At 56.3% G+C, this 17401-nt stretch carries 16 protein-coding genes and 1 pseudogene; 1 reads left to right on the top strand and 16 read right to left on the bottom strand.

Going from position 1 to position 17401, the window contains the following annotated elements:
- Nucleotides 1-108 (top strand): annotated as a pseudogene (locus C1Y43_RS23215) (IS110 family transposase); the annotation flags it as partial.
- Nucleotides 109-309: 201 nt separating this feature from the next.
- On the opposite strand, the gene C1Y43_RS23210 reads toward C1Y43_RS23215, so the two are convergent.
- The 16 genes from C1Y43_RS23210 to ravA form a co-directional block, all read right to left on the bottom strand.
- Complete coding sequence (locus C1Y43_RS23210) at nt 310-729, bottom strand: F0F1 ATP synthase subunit epsilon (RefSeq protein WP_021508191.1); 420 nt, start codon at nt 727-729, stop codon at nt 310-312.
- 24 nt (nt 730-753) lie between these two features.
- Nucleotides 754-2151: a F0F1 ATP synthase subunit beta gene (gene atpD / locus C1Y43_RS23205; protein ID WP_021508190.1), complete on the bottom strand. Its 1398-nt coding sequence runs from the start codon at nt 2149-2151 to the stop codon at nt 754-756.
- Nucleotides 2152-2214: 63 nt separating this feature from the next.
- Nucleotides 2215-3081 carry a F0F1 ATP synthase subunit gamma gene (gene atpG, locus C1Y43_RS23200; protein WP_021508189.1) on the bottom strand — a complete coding sequence of 289 codons (867 nt, stop codon included), beginning with the start codon at nt 3079-3081 and terminating at the stop codon, nt 2215-2217.
- A 52-nt stretch (nt 3082-3133) separates the two neighbouring features.
- Entirely contained in the window at nt 3134-4675 is a 1542-nt protein-coding gene (gene atpA, locus C1Y43_RS23195; RefSeq protein ID WP_021508188.1) for a F0F1 ATP synthase subunit alpha, read from the bottom strand.
- A 14-nt stretch (nt 4676-4689) separates the two neighbouring features.
- Nucleotides 4690-5223: a F0F1 ATP synthase subunit delta gene (gene atpH, locus C1Y43_RS23190; RefSeq protein WP_021508187.1), complete on the bottom strand. Its 534-nt coding sequence runs from the start codon at nt 5221-5223 to the stop codon at nt 4690-4692.
- Between the two features lie 14 nt (nt 5224-5237).
- Nucleotides 5238-5708 carry a F0F1 ATP synthase subunit B gene (gene atpF / locus C1Y43_RS23185; protein WP_021313757.1) on the bottom strand — a complete coding sequence of 157 codons (471 nt, stop codon included), beginning with the start codon at nt 5706-5708 and terminating at the stop codon, nt 5238-5240.
- 108 nt (nt 5709-5816) lie between these two features.
- The gene (gene atpE, locus C1Y43_RS23180) at nt 5817-6056 is read right to left on the bottom strand and encodes a F0F1 ATP synthase subunit C (RefSeq protein ID WP_003849523.1); all 240 of its coding nucleotides are present in this window, start codon (nt 6054-6056) and stop codon (nt 5817-5819) included.
- Nucleotides 6057-6105: 49 nt separating this feature from the next.
- Nucleotides 6106-6924, bottom strand: a complete 819-nt coding sequence (gene atpB, locus C1Y43_RS23175; protein ID WP_031279833.1) for a F0F1 ATP synthase subunit A — start codon at nt 6922-6924, stop codon at nt 6106-6108.
- Between the two features lie 8 nt (nt 6925-6932).
- The gene (gene atpI, locus C1Y43_RS23170; protein ID WP_021508185.1) at nt 6933-7313 is read right to left on the bottom strand and encodes a F0F1 ATP synthase subunit I; all 381 of its coding nucleotides are present in this window, start codon (nt 7311-7313) and stop codon (nt 6933-6935) included.
- A 713-nt stretch (nt 7314-8026) separates the two neighbouring features.
- Nucleotides 8027-8644 carry a 16S rRNA (guanine(527)-N(7))-methyltransferase RsmG gene (gene rsmG / locus C1Y43_RS23165; protein WP_058758219.1) on the bottom strand — a complete coding sequence of 206 codons (618 nt, stop codon included), beginning with the start codon at nt 8642-8644 and terminating at the stop codon, nt 8027-8029.
- A gap of 48 nt (nt 8645-8692) precedes the next feature.
- Nucleotides 8693-10582, bottom strand: coding sequence for a tRNA uridine-5-carboxymethylaminomethyl(34) synthesis enzyme MnmG (mnmG, locus tag C1Y43_RS23160; protein ID WP_021508183.1), 1890 nt, complete (start codon nt 10580-10582; stop codon nt 8693-8695).
- A gap of 441 nt (nt 10583-11023) precedes the next feature.
- Nucleotides 11024-11464, bottom strand: coding sequence for an FMN-binding protein MioC (gene mioC, locus C1Y43_RS23155; protein WP_021508182.1), 441 nt, complete (start codon nt 11462-11464; stop codon nt 11024-11026).
- 154 nt (nt 11465-11618) lie between these two features.
- The gene (gene asnC / locus C1Y43_RS23150) at nt 11619-12080 is read right to left on the bottom strand and encodes a transcriptional regulator AsnC (RefSeq protein ID WP_007893613.1); all 462 of its coding nucleotides are present in this window, start codon (nt 12078-12080) and stop codon (nt 11619-11621) included.
- Nucleotides 12081-12185: 105 nt separating this feature from the next.
- Complete coding sequence (gene ovoA, locus C1Y43_RS23145; RefSeq protein WP_104189841.1) at nt 12186-14324, bottom strand: 5-histidylcysteine sulfoxide synthase; 2139 nt, start codon at nt 14322-14324, stop codon at nt 12186-12188.
- A 71-nt stretch (nt 14325-14395) separates the two neighbouring features.
- Nucleotides 14396-15856, bottom strand: a complete 1461-nt coding sequence (gene viaA, locus C1Y43_RS23140) for an ATPase RavA stimulator ViaA (protein ID WP_058770715.1) — start codon at nt 15854-15856, stop codon at nt 14396-14398.
- Nucleotides 15853-17349, bottom strand: coding sequence for an ATPase RavA (gene ravA / locus C1Y43_RS23135; protein ID WP_104189839.1), 1497 nt, complete (start codon nt 17347-17349; stop codon nt 15853-15855). Before ravA ends, viaA begins: the two co-directional genes overlap by 4 nt.
- Nucleotides 17350-17401: the final 52 nt, after the last annotated feature.

Here is a 17401-nt window from a genome sequence, read left to right as displayed (position 1 = left end):
ACGGGAAAAGTCGTGGTGTGCGCGGCGATGAAGAAGCTGCTGCAGCTGGCTTATGGCGTGCTGAAATCGGGTCGTCCGTTCGATGCCGAAATATGTCTTGCCAGGTAACCGGCAAGACGGTATCTACGGGGTGATTGTGCGGTTTTGGACAGCGTGTGTATTTATGCGCACCGACATTTGGTCGCCATAAATGGCGTTCATACAAGGCACCAGCATAGCTATTCGTAGGGTGCGCATTTATGCGCACCGGCAGCAGGCAAAAAAAATGCCAGCCCGGGGGGCTGGCATTTCGTGACGCATAAAGCCTGATTACATCGCTTTTTTGGTCAGCTCGATGACGCGCAGTTTCGCGATAGCTTTCGCCAGCTCCGCAGAGGCCTGAGCATAGTCCACGTCGCCGTGGCTGCTGTTCATGTGCTCTTCTGCTTTACGTTTCGCTTCCAGCGCGCGCGCTTCGTCGAGGTCTTCACCGCGAATTGCAGTGTCGGCCAGAACGGTCGTGCTGCCCGGCTGTACTTCCAGCACGCCGCCAGAGAGGTAGATATACTCCTCTTCGCCGTGCTGTTTAACGATGCGAATCATACCAGGCTTGATGGCAGTCAGCAGCGGGGCGTGGCCCGGGTAAATACCCAGCTCACCTTCGCTACCTGACACCTGGATACGCTGCACCAGACCGGAGAACATTTGCTGCTCCGCGCTGACCACGTCCAGATGATAAGTCATAGCCATACCACTCCTCCTGGGAAACCGTTATTACAGTTTCTTCGCTTTTTCGACAGCTTCTTCGATCGCGCCGACCATGTAGAACGCCTGCTCTGGCAGGTGGTCGAATTCGCCTTCCATGATGCCTTTGAAGCCACGGATGGTGTCTTTCAGCGTCACGTATTTACCCGGAGAACCGGTGAAGACTTCTGCTACGAAGAACGGCTGAGACAGGAAGCGCTGAATCTTACGCGCACGTGCCACCAGCAGTTTGTCTTCTTCAGACAGCTCGTCCATGCCGAGGATGGCGATGATGTCTTTCAGCTCCTGGTAACGCTGCAGCAGCGACTGAACGCCACGCGCGACGTCGTAGTGCTCCTGACCGACGATCAGCGGATCCAGCTGACGGCTGGTAGAGTCCAGCGGGTCAACGGCCGGGTAGATACCCAGTGACGCGATCTGACGGCTCAGCGTAACGGTTGAGTCTAAGTGAGCAAAGGTGGTTGCTGGTGACGGGTCAGTCAGGTCATCCGCAGGAACGTAAACGGCCTGTACGGAGGTGATTGAACCGGTCTTGGTGGAGGTAATACGCTCCTGCAGCACACCCATCTCTTCAGCCAGCGTTGGCTGATAACCTACCGCCGATGGCATACGACCCAGCAGTGCAGAAACCTCTGTACCGGCCAGGGTGTAACGGTAGATGTTGTCGATGAACAGCAGAACGTCACGGCCTTCATCACGGAATTTTTCCGCCATGGTCAGACCGGTCAGTGCTACGCGCAGACGGTTACCCGGCGGCTCATTCATCTGGCCATACACCAGCGCTACTTTATCGATAACGTTGGAGTCCGTCATTTCGTGGTAGAAGTCGTTACCCTCACGAGTACGCTCACCCACGCCGGCAAAGACCGAATAACCTGAGTGCTCAGCCGCGATGTTACGGATCAGCTCCATCATGTTTACGGTTTTACCCACACCCGCACCACCGAACAGACCGACTTTACCGCCCTTCGCGAACGGACACATCAGGTCGATAACCTTGATGCCGGTTTCCAGCAGTTCCTGCGAGTTTGACTGATCTTCATAAGAAGGCGCTGCGCGGTGAATAGAGGAAACCTCTACAGCGCTGCCGTCTTCTTCTTTCAGGTCGCCTTTCATGTCGATTGGCTCACCCAGCACGTTCATGATACGGCCGAGTGTTGCTTTACCAACCGGAACCTGGATAGGTTTTTTCAGGTCGGTGACTTCCAGACCGCGCTTCAGGCCGTCAGAAGAACCCATGGCGATGGTACGCACCACGCCACCGCCCAGCTGCTGCTGAACTTCCAGCACCAGACGAGCATCACCATTTTTTACCTCGAGAGCGCTGTATACCTGCGGTACCGCGTCCTGAGGGAATTCGACGTCAACTACGGCGCCGATAATCTGGACAATCTTTCCAGCTGCCATCTTGAATCCTCTACCTAATACGAGAATATCCGGCCGCGCTCGCGCGACGGGATATATGCCTGGTTAAACCGCGGAGGCTCCCGAGACGATCTCGGTAAGTTCCTGAGTGATGCTGGCCTGACGAGCTTTGTTGTACACCAACTGCAGCTCTTTGATCAGGTTTCCGCCGTTATCGGTTGCCGCTTTCATGGCCACCATACGTGCAGCCTGCTCACTGGCCAGGTTTTCCACCACACCCTGATAAACCTGCGATTCGACATAACGACGCAGCAGGGTATCCAGCAGCGCTTTCGGATCGGGTTCGTACAGGTAATCCCAGGTCTTCGCCTTCATCTCTTCTTCACCTTCCGCTGGCGGTAACGGCAGCAGTTGGGTAATGGTCGGAGTCTGAGACATGGTGTTATTAAACTTATTGCTGACGATATACAGCTTGTCGATGCGGCCTTCATCATAAGCCTGCAACATCACTTTTACCGGGCCGATCAGGTCGGACAGCGCAGGCTTATCGCCCATGCCGGTAACCTGAGCCACGACGTTGCCACCTACAGAGCCGAAGAAAGAAACGCCTTTGGAACCGATAATCGCCAGATCGCTCTGCACGCCTTTATCAGACCAGCCTTTCATTTCTGCCAGCAATTTTTTGAACAGGTTAACGTTCAAACCACCACAAAGCCCGCGGTCAGTCGAAACGACCAGGTAGCCGACGCGCTTAACGTCGCGCTCATCCAGGTAAGGGTGCTTGTATTCCAGATTACCCAGAGCAAGGTGACCAATCACTTTGCGCATGGTATCTGCATACGGACGGCTGGCCGCCATGCGTTCCTGCGTTTTACGCATTTTGGAGGCGGCGACCATTTCCATCGCTTTGGTGATCTTCTGCGTGTTTTTCACGCTTCCGATCTTGGTACGTATTTCTTTTGCGCCGGCCATTAGCTTCTCCTCAAAGCCTTGCGGCCTGCCTTTTCAGACAAGCCGCCAGACATTACCAGGACTGGGTTGCTTTAAACGTTTCGAGGAGGCCTTTCAGCTTCTCTTCGATTTCGTTGTTGTAGTTACCCGCCTGGTTGATTTCAGCCATCAGCTCCGCGTGTTCGCGATCGGCGAACGCCAGCAGAGCGGCTTCGAAGCTGCCGATTTTCGCCAGTTCAACGTCGTTCAGGAAGCCGCGCTCGGCAGCGAACAGTACCAGACCCTGCTGTGCAACAGACATCGGTGCATACTGTTTCTGCTTCAGCAGTTCGGTCACTTTCTGACCGTGGCTCAGCTGTTTGCGCGTTGCATCGTCCAGATCGGAAGCGAACTGAGAGAACGCTGCCAGTTCACGATACTGTGCCAGCGCGGTACGGATACCACCGGACAGTTTCTTGATGATCTTGGTCTGTGCAGCACCACCAACACGGGATACCGAAATACCCGGGTTAACGGCTGGACGGATACCGGAGTTGAACAGGTTCGATTCCAGGAAGATCTGACCATCGGTAATCGAGATTACGTTGGTCGGAACGAACGCAGAAACGTCACCCGCCTGGGTTTCGATGATCGGCAGCGCGGTCAGAGAACCGGTCTGGCCTTTCACTTCACCGTTGGTGAAACGCTCTACGTAGTCAGCGCTAACGCGTGATGCACGCTCCAGCAGACGAGAGTGGAGGTAGAACACGTCGCCCGGGAATGCTTCACGACCCGGCGGACGGCGCAGCAGCAGAGAAATCTGACGGTAAGCAACAGCCTGCTTAGACAGGTCATCATACACGATCAGCGCATCTTCACCGCGGTCACGGAAGTATTCACCCATTGCGCAACCGGCATACGGAGCCAGGTACTGCAGCGCAGCGGATTCAGAAGCGGAAGCGACAACCACGATGGTGTTAGACAGCGCACCGTGCTCTTCCAGCTTACGTACCACGTTAGAGATGGTAGAGGCTTTCTGACCGATCGCGACGTAGACACACTTGATGCCAGAATCGCGCTGGTTGATGATGGCGTCGATGGCCATCGCAGTTTTACCGGTCTGACGGTCACCGATGATCAGCTCACGCTGGCCACGGCCGATTGGAATCATCGCATCGACAGATTTGTAACCGGTCTGAACAGGCTGGTCGACTGACTGACGGTCGATAACGCCTGGTGCAATCACTTCAACCGGTGAGAAGCCATCGTTGTCGATAGCGCCTTTACCGTCGATGGGTGCACCCAGGGTGTTAACCACGCGGCCCAGCAGGCCACGGCCAACCGGCACTTCCAGGATACGGCCAGTACACTTCACCTTCATGCCTTCGGCGAGGTCAGCGTACGGACCCATCACTACTGCACCTACAGAGTCACGCTCGAGGTTCAGTGCGATAGCGTAACGGTTGCCCGGCAGAGCAATCATCTCACCCTGCATTACATCGGCCAGGCCGTGTACGCGGATGATACCGTCACTTACAGAAACAATAGTACCTTCGTTGTGAGCTTCGCTCACGACATTGAACTGAGCAATGCGCTGCTTGATCAGTTCGCTGATTTCGGTGGAATTCAGTTGCATATGCTCCAGTCCCCTTAAGACTGCAAGACGTCTGCCAGACGGTCAAGACGGCCGCGCACGCTGCCATCAATCACCAGGTCACCCGCACGGATAACCACACCTGCCATTACAGACTTATCAATTTTGCAATTCAGCTTAACTTTGCGTGACAGACGTTTTTCCATCGCGGCGCTGATTTTACTCAGCTGGCTGTCACTCAGCGCACTGGCGGAGATCACATCAACTTCGGCTGTCGCTTCATAAGCGTCACGCAGTTGAATGAACTGTTCCAGTACCGCTGGAAGCGCTGTCAAACGTCCGTTCTCCGCCATAACCTTAATCAGGTTCTGAGCGTGTTCATCAAGTTGATCACCACAGACTGCGTTGAAAGAAGCAGACAAGGCTTCCGGTGCCAATGCACCGGAAAGGAGTTCTGCCATCTGTTCGTTGCGAGCCACTTCTGCGGCAAACGCCAGCATGGTCTGCCAGCGGTCGATACTTTGATGCTCAACAGCAAAGTCAAAAGCTGCTTTGGCGTAGGGGCGAGCTACAGTAATCAGATCAGACATCAGCCCCTCCCTCCTTACAGTTCAGCGACCAGTTTATCAACGATGTCGCTGTTAGCAGCTTCATCCACGGAACGTTCGATGATCTTCTCGGCGCCAGCTAAGGCCAGCAGCGCGACTTGCTTACGCAGCTCTTCACGTGCACGTGAGCGCTCGGCTTCGATTTCTGCCTGCGCCTGAGACACGATGCGGTTACGTTCAGTCTCAGCTTCAGTTTTGGCTTCGTCCAGAATCTGGGCACGGCGTTTGTTCGCCTGCTCGATAATGACCTGAGCTTCTTCTTTGGCTTTTTTCAGCTGGTCGGTCGCATTGGCCTGCGCGAGATCCAAATCTTTCTTCGCGCGTTCAGCAGAAGCAAGGCCTTCAGCAATTTCTTTCTGGCGCTTTTCGATGGCAGCCATAATCGGCGGCCATACGTACTTCATGCAGAACGCGACAAACAGGATGAACGCGATGGCCTGGCCGAGGATTGTTGCATTAATGTTCACAGCACAATGCCTCTTATTAAGTTAACTTGCTCTGCCGCTATCAGCGATAAACGGCAGAATCCGTTCCTCATCACACTGCGTGCCATGAGTGAACCACGGCTACAGGCTTTAGGCGACAGCAAACATCACGTAGAGACCCAGACCAACAGCGATCATTGGGATTGCATCCACCAGACCCATTACAACAAAGAACTGCGTACGCAGCAGAGGAATCAGATCCGGCTGACGCGCTGCGCCTTCCAGGAATTTACCTCCGAGGATGCCGATACCGATCGCAGCACCGATTGCCGCCAGACCCATCATCACAGCGGCAGCCATGTACAGCAGATCCATATTCAGGTTTTCCATGACAGTCTCCAGTTTGTTTCAGTTAAAAGCTAAGTTGTTGAGATAAAAATCAATGCTCTTCAGATGCCATCGACAGATAGACAATCGTGAGGACCATGAAAATGAAAGCCTGCAGCGAAATAATCAGGATGTGGAAAATGGCCCATGGCACATTCAGCACCCACTGCGACCACCACGGCAGCAGACCGGCAATCAGGATAAAGATCAGCTCACCCGCATACATGTTGCCGAACAGTCGCAGACCGAGCGAAACCGGTTTAGACAGCAGGCTAACACCTTCAAGAATCAGGTTGATGGGGATGAAGATCGGGTGATTAAAAGGCTGCAGCGTCAGCTCTTTGGCGAAGCCACCTACACCTTTCATTTTGATGCTGTAGAACAGAATCAAAATAAATACGCCCAGCGCCATAGACAGCGTGATGTTCACGTCTGCAGACGGCACGACGCGCAGCGCCGGCAGGCCCAGATAGTGCTCGCCGATAAACGGCAGCAAATCGATAGGCAGCAGATCCATGAAGTTCATCAGGAAGACCCAGACGAAAATCGTCAGAGCCAGCGGGGCGATAACTTTACTCTTACCGTGGTACATGTCGCGGACGTTGCTATCAACAAAGCCAACGACCAGCTCGATAGCCGCCTGCATTTTCCCTGGCACACCGCTGGTGGCACTTTTCGCCACTTTACGGAACAGCACCAGGAACACCAGTCCCAGTACAACAGAGAAAAACATGGAGTCCAGGTTTAACGTCCAGAACGTTGCTGGCGCGTCGTGTGCATTCACCAGCTCGAAAGTACGCAGGTCCATCTGAAGATGTGTCAGATGATGACCTATGTATTCCTGCGGCGTTGAGATCTCTCCTGCGGCCATGATGCCTCTTACCCTTTGTTGTTAATTACAGCCGGCGCGACGATTTGTACCACCAGCACCGATAACCAGGTGATTGCGAGTGGCCAGAAGACCGCTCCAAATCCACCTAACGCCACAACGAGAAAAACAACGGTGGCAAACACCTTGAGCACTTCACCAAAGGCGAAGCTCCAGGCGACACGCCCTTTTGCCGGAGTTTGATCCTGCAGGCGCCAGGCTAAAAACATAAACAGTACGTTTGGCAGCCAGGCTGCCGCACCACCCGCGATGGCAGAGGCGCCCCAGGTGACATCTTTCAGGGCAAACAGCGCACCGATTACGACAAAGGTCACCAGCTGGATCACCAGCACGGTTCGGGCTAATTTCACACTGTAAAGAGACACTGACATGACGCTTAACTCTCCTGCCCCGAACGGGGTATGTCGCGTGTCGTATAAGACTGCCTTTACTCTTTTGAGTCAAGCAGCAAAAGCCGTGCAAATTATACGGGCCGCACCTGCGATTTCAATCGGTAAGTAGCGAAAAGGTGAACAATTATTTAAATTTCTTTCTGGAGGGCTATTTTTCAAAACATCCGCTTCGGCCTGCCTGACGAAACAGGCTTGAAATTGCCCGGCAGACTTGCTTTTAAAGCGTGCTTCAGATCACATTATAAGCACCCCCGGCAGCGATAATTTGCTTTTTAACCCCTGCCGCGCAATTAATCAAACCCGTAATTTACTTTTCTATCAGTGAGATAGAATTATTGTTCCAGGATTAGCGCCAGATTTTCGATAAAAACACTCTATTGACATCACCCACCGCAATAAAAACGTAAAACTGATATTACGTCCGCCGATTTATTGCAGAGTTATATTTTCCGCCGTGATTATTCGGCACAGTAAATACAGCGGTTAAAGTGATGTAACTGATAATGAAATGTGAATTATTCGTTAAATGTAACAGAGGTTTTCGGATAATTTCCGCGGCGGATGTTAACCTGCTTCCCCTGCCCTGTTGAATAAAAGCGTTTATCGTGACGCGTTCAACCGCTGTTTTTTTAGCCGGCTGCTGCGCTAAGCCAAACGGCATGAATCACGATAAATCCACACCGTTTGCGCGACTATTGCCGCCTGATCACCACCAGATGACGCTCACCTTCCAGTTCCGGCACCCGCAGTGGCTCAATTTTTTCGATGGCGAAGCCGGCAGGCAGCGCGGCAATTTCGTCATCCGGCCTGACGCCTTTCAGTGCATAGAAGTGGCCTGTCGCGCCCGGCAGATGATGACACCAGTTCAGCATGTCCTCCAGCGACGCGAAGGCGCGGCTGATCACCCCGTCAAACGGCGGCTCAGCCGGGAACTCTTCCACCCGGCTCTGCACCGGCGTGACGTTAGTAAGCCCTAACTCATGTTGCACCTGACGCAGGAAACGCACGCGTTTCCCGAGGCTGTCCAGCAGCGTAAAGTGCGCCTGCGGGCGGACAATCGCCAGCGGGATCCCCGGCAGGCCCGGTCCGGTACCGACATCAATAAAGCGCTCACCCTGCAGGTGGGGTTCTACCACGATGCTGTCGAGAATGTGGCGCACCAGCATCTGCTGCGGATCGCGCACCGAGGTCAGGTTGTAGGCTTTATTCCACTTGTGCAGCAGTTCGACATAACCCACCAGCTGCTGTTTTTGCTGATCGGAGAGGGAAATGTTTGCCGCTTGCAGCAGCCGGGAGAGTTTATTAATCACGACGAGAATTCCATTAACAGGGGCGAGCACGCCCGCCCCGGGGGTAGATCAGGCGCTTTTACGCAGCAGGCCCTGTTTTTTCAGGTAAATCAGCAGAATTGAAATTGCCGCCGGCGTGATGCCGGAAATACGCGATGCCTGGCCAATGGAAGTCGGTTTGTGGTCGTTGAGTTTGGCGATCACTTCATTCGACAGTCCATTCACCTGGCGATAGTCGAGGTCGGCCGGGAGTAAGGTGTTTTCATTGCGCTGCTGGCGATCGATCTCCTCCTGCTGACGCGCGATGTAACCTTCATACTTCACCTGAATCTCTACCTGCTCTGCGGCCTGCTCATCCGCCAGCGCCGGACCGTAGCTCGGCAGCGACATCAGCAGTTCGTAGGTCATCTCCGGACGACGCAGCAGATCTTCCGCGCTGGCTTCTTTGGTGAGCGGCGCGCTGATTACCGTGTTCACTTCGCTGACGTTTTCAGACTTCGGATGCACCCACAGGTCACGCAGACGCTGACGCTCCTGCTCAATCGCTTCCAGCTTCTGGTTATAGCGAGCCCAGCGCGCGTCGTCGACCAGGCCGAGTTCACGTCCGGTTTCGGTCAGGCGCAGATCGGCGTTATCTTCACGCAGCATCAGACGATACTCGGCGCGCGAGGTAAACATGCGATACGGCTCTTTGGTGCCCAGCGTACACAGATCGTCGACCAGCACGCCAAGATAGGCCTGATCGCGACGCGGCGCCCAGCCCTCTTTGTCCGCTGACTGACGCGCAGCGTTAAGGCCGGCCAGCAGCCCCTGCGCCGCCGCTTCTTCATAACCGGTGGTGCCGTTGATCTGGCCGGCAAAGAACAGGCCGTGGATAAATTTACTCTCCAGCGTCGGCTTGAGATCGCGCGGATCGAAGAAGTCGTACTCGATGGCGTAGCCCGGGCGCACGATCTTCGCGTTCTCCAGACCTTTCATCGAGCGCACGATCTGCATCTGCACATCAAACGGCAGGCTGGTGGAGATACCGTTCGGGTAGATTTCGTTGCTGGTCAGCCCTTCCGGCTCAAGGAAAATCTGATGTGCGTTACGATCGGCAAAGCGCATCACTTTGTCTTCAATCGACGGGCAGTAGCGTGGCCCGATCCCCTCGATGATCCCGGCATACATCGGGCTGCGATCGAGGTTATTGCGGATCACTTCATGTGTCTGCTCATTGGTGTGGGTTATCCAGCATGGCACCTGCTGCGGATGCTGTCCGGCATGGCCCATAAACGAGAACACCGGCATCGGGTCATCCCCGTGCTGCGGCGTTAGCACCGAAAAGTCGATGGTGCGGGCATCGATACGCGGTGGCGTACCGGTTTTCAGGCGGTTTACGCGCAGCGGCAGCGCACGCAGACGTTTAGCCAGCGGAATCGACGGAGGATCGCCTGCACGACCACCGCTGTAGTTATCGAGGCCGATGTGGATTTTGCCGTCCAGGAAAGTGCCCACCGTCAGAACGACGGTTTTCGCCCGGAACTTCAGGCCCATCTGGGTCACGGCGCCGACAACGCGATCGTTCTCCACAATCAGATCATCAACCGCCTGCTGGAAGATCATCAGGTTCGGCTGGTTTTCCAGCGCAGTGCGTACCGCCTGGCGATACAGTACCCGGTCTGCCTGTGCACGCGTGGCACGCACCGCCGGGCCTTTGCTGGCGTTTAGTATCCTAAACTGAATACCGGCCTGATCGATCGCGCTGGCCATCAAACCGCCTAAGGCATCCACTTCCTTAACCAGGTGTCCTTTCCCGATGCCACCGATCGCCGGGTTACAGGACATTTGTCCCAGCGTATCAATATTATGGGTGAGTAACAGGGTTTGCTGACCCATTCGGGCAGCGGCCATCGCGGCTTCTGTGCCCGCATGACCACCACCGATTACGATGACGTCAAAAGGATCTGGATAAAACATGAAGTGGGTCCTCGTTAGTGTTCGGACAGGGATCGTTGCCCTGGGCGGTGGATTCTACTGAAATTCTGTTCAGGGCGAAAGTCGCGGGATCCTGCGGTTTAAAAGAAAGGATCTTAAGTCTTTTATATGATCTCTCTGTTAGATCTCTTATTAGGATCGCCCCTGTCTGTTGATAACCCGGAAAAGCGCTGTGGCAACAGGGGATTAGCGAGGATCGTTTACTGTGAATGATCGGTGATCCTGATCCGTATAAGCTGAGATCAACTTTGCTACTTATACACAGCGTAAAAAAGCATCAGCGGTTGTTCTTTGGATAACTACTGGTTATACGCATGAAATAACGGATCTTATCCACAAAGCGACGCAGGTAAAAGGCGATAAAACAGCGGAATCAACTGGGGATCGACATAAATACCCGATCCCCGACCAGCAAAGATCGTCTTAAATCTGCGGGTGCCAGCTGGCAACCCACACTTCCGCCGGATCTTCCGGAATCTCATGTTCCAGCACGTCGATCTCCAGCCGATCGCCAATACGTTTGGCACCCAGCTGCGTTAACGTCGTCTCCAGCAGTTTGATCGCACCGCAGAACAGATCGTATTCATGATTACCGATACCCACTGCGCCAAAGCGTACGCCTGACAGATCCGGCTGGCTCTCCTGCAGCGCTTCATAAAACGGCAGCAGGTTGTCCGGCAGTTCGCCGGCACCGTGCGTTGAGCTGACAATCAGCCAGACGCCCTCCTGAGGCACCTCATCCAGCTCGGGTCCGTGCAGCAGTTCGGTTGAAAAGCCCGCTTCCTGCAGTTTCTCTTCCAGATGTTCAGCGACATATTCGGCGCTGCCAAGGGTACTGCCACTGATTAAGGTAATATCGGCCATGATGCTCTCCCGCACTAAAGGCGAGCATTGTACGCTGTGATCAAGCGGTGATCCACCTGTGGAAAACAGGGTTAATCGCCGATAGCATCAGGCGACAAGGCGCATCACAAAAGCGATCCGCCCGGGATAAGGTTATGCACAGCGGGGAAGCCGATCACGGCTTGATGGTGCGCATGATCGGGTTTTGCAGGGAGATCAGCGTTTCGGTGGACTGGATTTCATCAATGGTCTGGATCTTGTTGATCAGCACCTGCTGCAGCGCGTCAATGGAGCGGCACATCACTTTAATAAAGATGCTGTAGTGGCCGGTGGTGTACCAGGCTTCCACCACTTCGTCCAGCGCTTCCAGCTTGCTGAGCGCTGCCGGATAGTCGCGCGCGCTTTTCAAAATGATGCCGATAAAACAGCAGACATCAAATCCGAGCTGCCGTGGATCGATCTCCACGCGCGTACCCAGAATAATCCCCGCCTGACGCATTTTCTCGACGCGCACGTGAATCGTGCCGGGGCTGACGTTGAACTGCTTGGCGAGTTCGGCGTACGCGGTGCGCGCGTTTTGCAGCAGCGCATTTAAAATGCCGCGGTCGAGATTATCCAGTTGCAGGTGTTCCGCCATCATCCATCCTCATTAGGTTCGTCTTCTCTGAACAGGGAGAATGTGCAGCAAATTAGCGGGACAGGCAAGGCGCAGACAGCGGAGCTGCCGCTGTCTGCACGCTTTTTAGCGCTTACGCCACAGCGTCAGCTGGGCCTGTGTGTGCTGGAATTTACGCGCGGTTTCGCGAATCACAAACGGCACGTCCTGCGGCGGCGCAACTTCCTCAAAGGCATCGCGCAGCAGCCGTTGCAGCGCCTGCCAGGTGGTGAGCGCTTCACCGTTTTCACGGAAACCGCCCAGCCAGTTCTCCTTCGGCGTGAACTCTTCCAGCCAGGTGTAAGGTGAGGAGATGGCCAGCAAACCGCCGGAGCGGATCATCGGCGTGATGTCCTGCAGGAAGCGCTTCGGCTGGCGCAGGCGATCGATCAGGTTAGAGGCCAGTACCAGATCGTAGCCATCGGGCTGCGGTTTCAGGTTACAGGCATCGCCCTGCACAAACTGAATGCGCTGCGCCAGGGTCTCATCGAAACCAAACTCTTTTAACCGCACCTGGCGATACTCCACCAGCTCTCCCTCTTCCGGCACCACGTAACGGAAATCCTCGCCCGAGGTCAGCTGCAGCGCCACGTCGATAAAGCGCGCCGAGTAATCCATGCCGGTGACCGCAGCAAAATGGCGCGCCAGTTCAAAGCTGGCACGGCCGGTGGCGCAGCCGATATCCAGCGCGTGGCCGCGCTGTGCGCAGTGCGGCAACACGATGTCGACCAGCGCCGCCGCGTAGTTCGGCACACCGTAATAGCCGGGGCCGTACTGGAAGTCGAGGTACTGCGACACCATGCTGTCGGTTTCATACGGATTCAGCGCCATGCTCTCCTGATGCGAGGAAACCACGTAGCGGAAGCCGGCATGCTGGAAGAAGTGACGACGGAAGGCGTAGCGTGAGGATTTCAGCGCTTCGTTGCCGGTGGAGATCCAGCTGCCGCCTTTGATCAGCGCATGTTTGCCGTCAAAGGTGGGCGTGGAGAAATCGTCATACAGCGGATGTACCCTGAAGCCTTCAAAGCCGTTGGTCGGCGTGGTGGTCCACTGCCAGACGTTGCCGACAATGTCGAAGAAGTCACCCTGGGCAAAGTGGTCTACCGGACAGGAAGAGGCCCAGCGGGCGAGATTGATGTTGCCCGGCGCGTCGATCCAGTCCGGCTGATCGCCGGCAACCTGCTCGCGCAGCTGCATCCACTCGGCTTCGCATGGCAGCTGGATCGCTTTGCCACTCTCTTCTGCCAGCCAGCGGCAGAATGCCGCCGCTTCCAGCTGATTCACTTCGGCGGGCCAGTCCCACGGCATCGCCACTTCTTCGGTCATCAGGCGCAGCCGGAGATCGTCAGGTTGCGTGATGTCACCGACCCAGAAAGTCGGCATCTGCGGCTGGGCAAACTCGCGCCAGCCCCAGCCTTCGTCATCCCACCAGCGGCGTTCGTTGTAGCCGTTAGCAGCAATAAAATGAAAGAACTCGGCGTTGCTCACCAGCATTTTGCTGGCTTTGAACGGTTTCAGCTCAGTTGTAAGGCTGCCGTATTCGTTATCCCAGCCGTAGGTGTCATCGGTTTTACCCTGCGTGACGCGCCCGCCAGGCATCGCTACCAGCGTATTGGCCGGTACCGAGGCGCGATCGTGGCGCGCCTGCGGACACGCTGGCCAGTGCGGCTGCGGTTTAACCCACTTAAGCGGCAGCTGACGGATCAGCACGCTGGAGGTTTCGAGGTGAATACGCTCATGCTCAATACCCATCAGAATCACCCACGCCGGGCTGTCCCAGTCAATTGGCAACTCCAGCGGCATGGTACGGATAAATTCGCTCACCACGGTTTTCACTTTGCCGCGGTAGTCGCGCACCTCGGCCACCTCCGGCCAGCTGTAATGGCTGTCGTCGAGATCGTCCCAGCTCATCTCATCCACGCCGATCGCCATCATCGCCTCGATGCGATCGTCAATGCGCTGCTGCAGATAACCGCCCGCCATCAGCTTATTAATGTAGAAAGTGGCGGTATGGCCAAAATAAAAGATCAGCGGATGGCGCAGGGTGATGGCTTTATTAAAGTACGCGCGCTCATCGGCGAGGCAGTCGAACAGGCTTTCGTACAGCTCCCAGGTCTGGGTGAAATAGGCCAGCAGTTCGGCGCGTTTGGCGTCGCTGCTGCTGCCGGAAAGCCGGACGGTGCGGGTGGGCGCAGGCAATTGATCGTGAAGATGAGCGGTTGTCACAGTGAACTCCGTAAGCTGATTAAACACAGCGGGTAATTCACTATAGCAAATTAGCATTTCTGCCTGATGAATTAGCGTTTCCAGCGGCGCAGCAGGCGGCTTTTCAGGCCGGTATCGAAGCGCCAGATGTGATCGAAAATGCGCAGAATGCCAGGCTTGCCGTGCGCCGACATCGCCACGGCGTGGAAGCGTTGCTGGTGGTGACGCTGGCGCTGTTTAATGGTGCTGACGATGTCGTCCGGCAGGCGCTGGGCGATAAAATCGGAAACGATCACCGCATCGGCTTCCTGCCACTGACTGCCCTCCATACGCGTGACCACCGCAGACAGACAGGCGGCCAGATCGGTGCCGCCGCGAAAACGCTGGCTGAGAAAACGGATTGCCTGCTCGATGCCGTTATCCGCGGTCAGCTCGTAGCCAATCACTTCGTGAGCAAACAGCATGATGTAGCAGCGCCGCCTGTCGGCCAGCGCCACCTTCAGCAGCGCCAGACAAAACGCTTTGGCGCAGCGTTCATTGAAACCGCCCATCGAACCGGAGGTATCCACGCAGACGATAAACGGGCCGCGCGGCTGCGCTTCGTGCTGCTGATGGCTGGCCGGTCGCAGCGTTACTTTCTCGTGCCAGGCATCGCCCTGTAACCGGTAGGTCAGCAGGCGTTTCTCCACCAGCCGGCGATAAAACTCCAGCTCCAGTTCGCTGATGCTCAGCGCCGCCAGCTCCGGCGGCAACAGACGCAGCACATCGTCGCTCTGATGGATGCCGCTGACCTCTTCCGGCACGTTGTCCGGCTCGCGCACCAGCTGATGAAACGCTTCCAGCGGCGCATCCTGGGACGGTACCGATTTCGCTTCGCGGCTGCGTCCCAGCTGCTGCGCCAGTTTCATCAGTTCCGGCTGCTGGGCGAGGAAATCGCCGTACTGCACAATCAGCTCATAGTCGCCATGCTGCAGTGGTGCCTTGCTCAGATCCCACAGGCGTCCGGCGGCGGCTTCGTCGTCATCGGTCAGAATCGGCGCCAGCTGACCGCTGATGGCCATGCGCTGCTGCAGCTCGGCCATCAGGCGTTCCCGCTGCTCTTCCAGCAGGGTTTCGTTCAGCGTCAGGGTTTGCAGCGTCAGGCTCAGGCGCCAGCGCTGCAGGAACAGCGTGTGCTGCGCATTGCTCAGCTGGGCGCTGTCGGTATGCAGCAGCAGTTTGCTGGCTTCTTCGATAAACGGGGACGGCAGCGCTTTCAGCTGCGTCATGATGGCGGGCAGTTGCTCACTGAAGGCGTGGCTGCTGAGCAGCTGCATCTGCTGGAAGAGCTGAAATTCGCGCGCCAGCGCGTCCGGCACCGGCGTGGTTTTCATCTGTGCGGCAATCTCGGCGCGCCAGCGCGGCAGCTCGCCCATCATCGCCTGTTTCAGGCGCGGAAATTTTTCAAAGAACAGCGCTAGCTGTGGCGAGGCCAGCAGTGCCACAATCAGCTCTTCGATCAGCTCGGTTTCGCCAATCGACAGCAGCGTGCTGAGCGTCTCCAGCGAGATCATTTTCTCGCCTGTTTCAGCTGTTCCGCCACATCCTGCAGGCTGGTTTCGATGCGTGCCAGCCAGTCGTCGCTGATAAACAGGCAGCGCTGGTGCTGGCTAAACAGCGTGCGCTGCGCGCGCAGCTGGGCCTCCAGCGCGTCGTACTCTTCAATGATTTCCTGCGGCACGTCGCTGCTGCTGGCGGCACCCGGCAGCGTCAGGCGCGTGGACTGCAGGCTGACGTCGCGCAGCGTCAGACAGTGGTGCGCATCCACCAGCAGGTCGAGCGTCTGGCCAAAGCCGATGCCGTTGAGCTTGCCGCGGATCTCGCCCGCCTTCAGCAGCCACTGATTGAGCGCATCGCGTGCCACCACCACGTGCGTGACCTGCATGTCGTGCAGCGTCAGCGGCTGCTGCAGCATCAGAGTCAGCTGTTCGTCCGTGATCGAGGCCGGTAATTCATAGTGCGGTTTGCGGCTGAACATGCCGCTGTGCTTCTCCAGCGTCAGCGCCTGCGCCACGCTCTGCTGCTGTTGCAGCGCCAGCCGGCGCGCTTTGATCTGCTGCAGCGTGTGCAGCATCGCCTGCTGCTGCCACGCGTGCTGCGTCATCAGCGCATCAATTTCACGATCCAGCAGCTGCATCGACGCCACGTCGTGCCACAGGCAATCTTTCAGCAGGATCAGATCAAGCGGGGCAATCGCCACGCGGCCGCTGTAAAACGCGCTGGCCTGCAGCAGATGGATGGCTTTTTTCCAGCGGCGATCGGAGATATACGGCGCCTCTGGCAGGTTCTCCAGCTGCTGGCGCAGCTGATAGATCAGTTCAAACACATGATCGGGCAGGCTGACCTGGCTGATGCCTTTCTGCCACTGCTGATACTCTTCATCGCTGATGCACAGCGATTCCGCCACCGGGTTGGCGTTTTCATCCTGCTGGTGGGTCAGCATGCTGCGGAAGTTCTGCTTTTCATGCACGTTGTCGAGCCACAGCCGGATCAGCATACGGTCGTACAGCGCTTCCAGACCGCTGTCGGCTTCTGGCAGTTCGTTGGAGGCGGTGACCAGCAGGCGCATCGGGATCGGCTCTTCGCTGTCGCCGTTGCGGAAGCGACGTTCGTTGATGGCAGTGAGCAGCGTATTGAGAATCGCCGGACCGGCTTTCCAGATCTCATCAAGGAAGACAATTTCGGCATCCGGCAGATAGCCTTTGGTCAGACGCTGGTAGCGGCCTTCATCTTTCAGCGCCTGAATCGACAGCGGGCCAAACACCTCTTCAGGCGTGGAAAATCGGGTCATCAGGTATTCAAAGGCACGGGCGTGCTGGAAGGCGTATTTCAGGCGGCGGGCAATCAGGCTCTTGGCGATGCCCGGTGGCCCAAGCAGAAACACGCTTTCGCCGCTCAGCGCTGCCAGCAGGCAGAGACGAATGGCATGATGCCGTTCATACAGCCCTTTCTCCAGGGCATTGCTGAGGCGAGAAATTCTTTCTGCCAAAAGATGGGGTTGAGCCATAATCACATCATTGTCCTTCTGATCCTGGTGCCGTCATATTCTGGCGAGCGCA

The organism is Pantoea sp. ICBG 828 (genome assembly GCF_002928355.1).
GTDB lineage: Bacteria > Pseudomonadota > Gammaproteobacteria > Enterobacterales > Enterobacteriaceae > Pantoea > Pantoea dispersa.
Note: the sequence above shows the minus strand (reverse complement) of the source record. Positions and strands in the feature narration are given on the sequence as shown.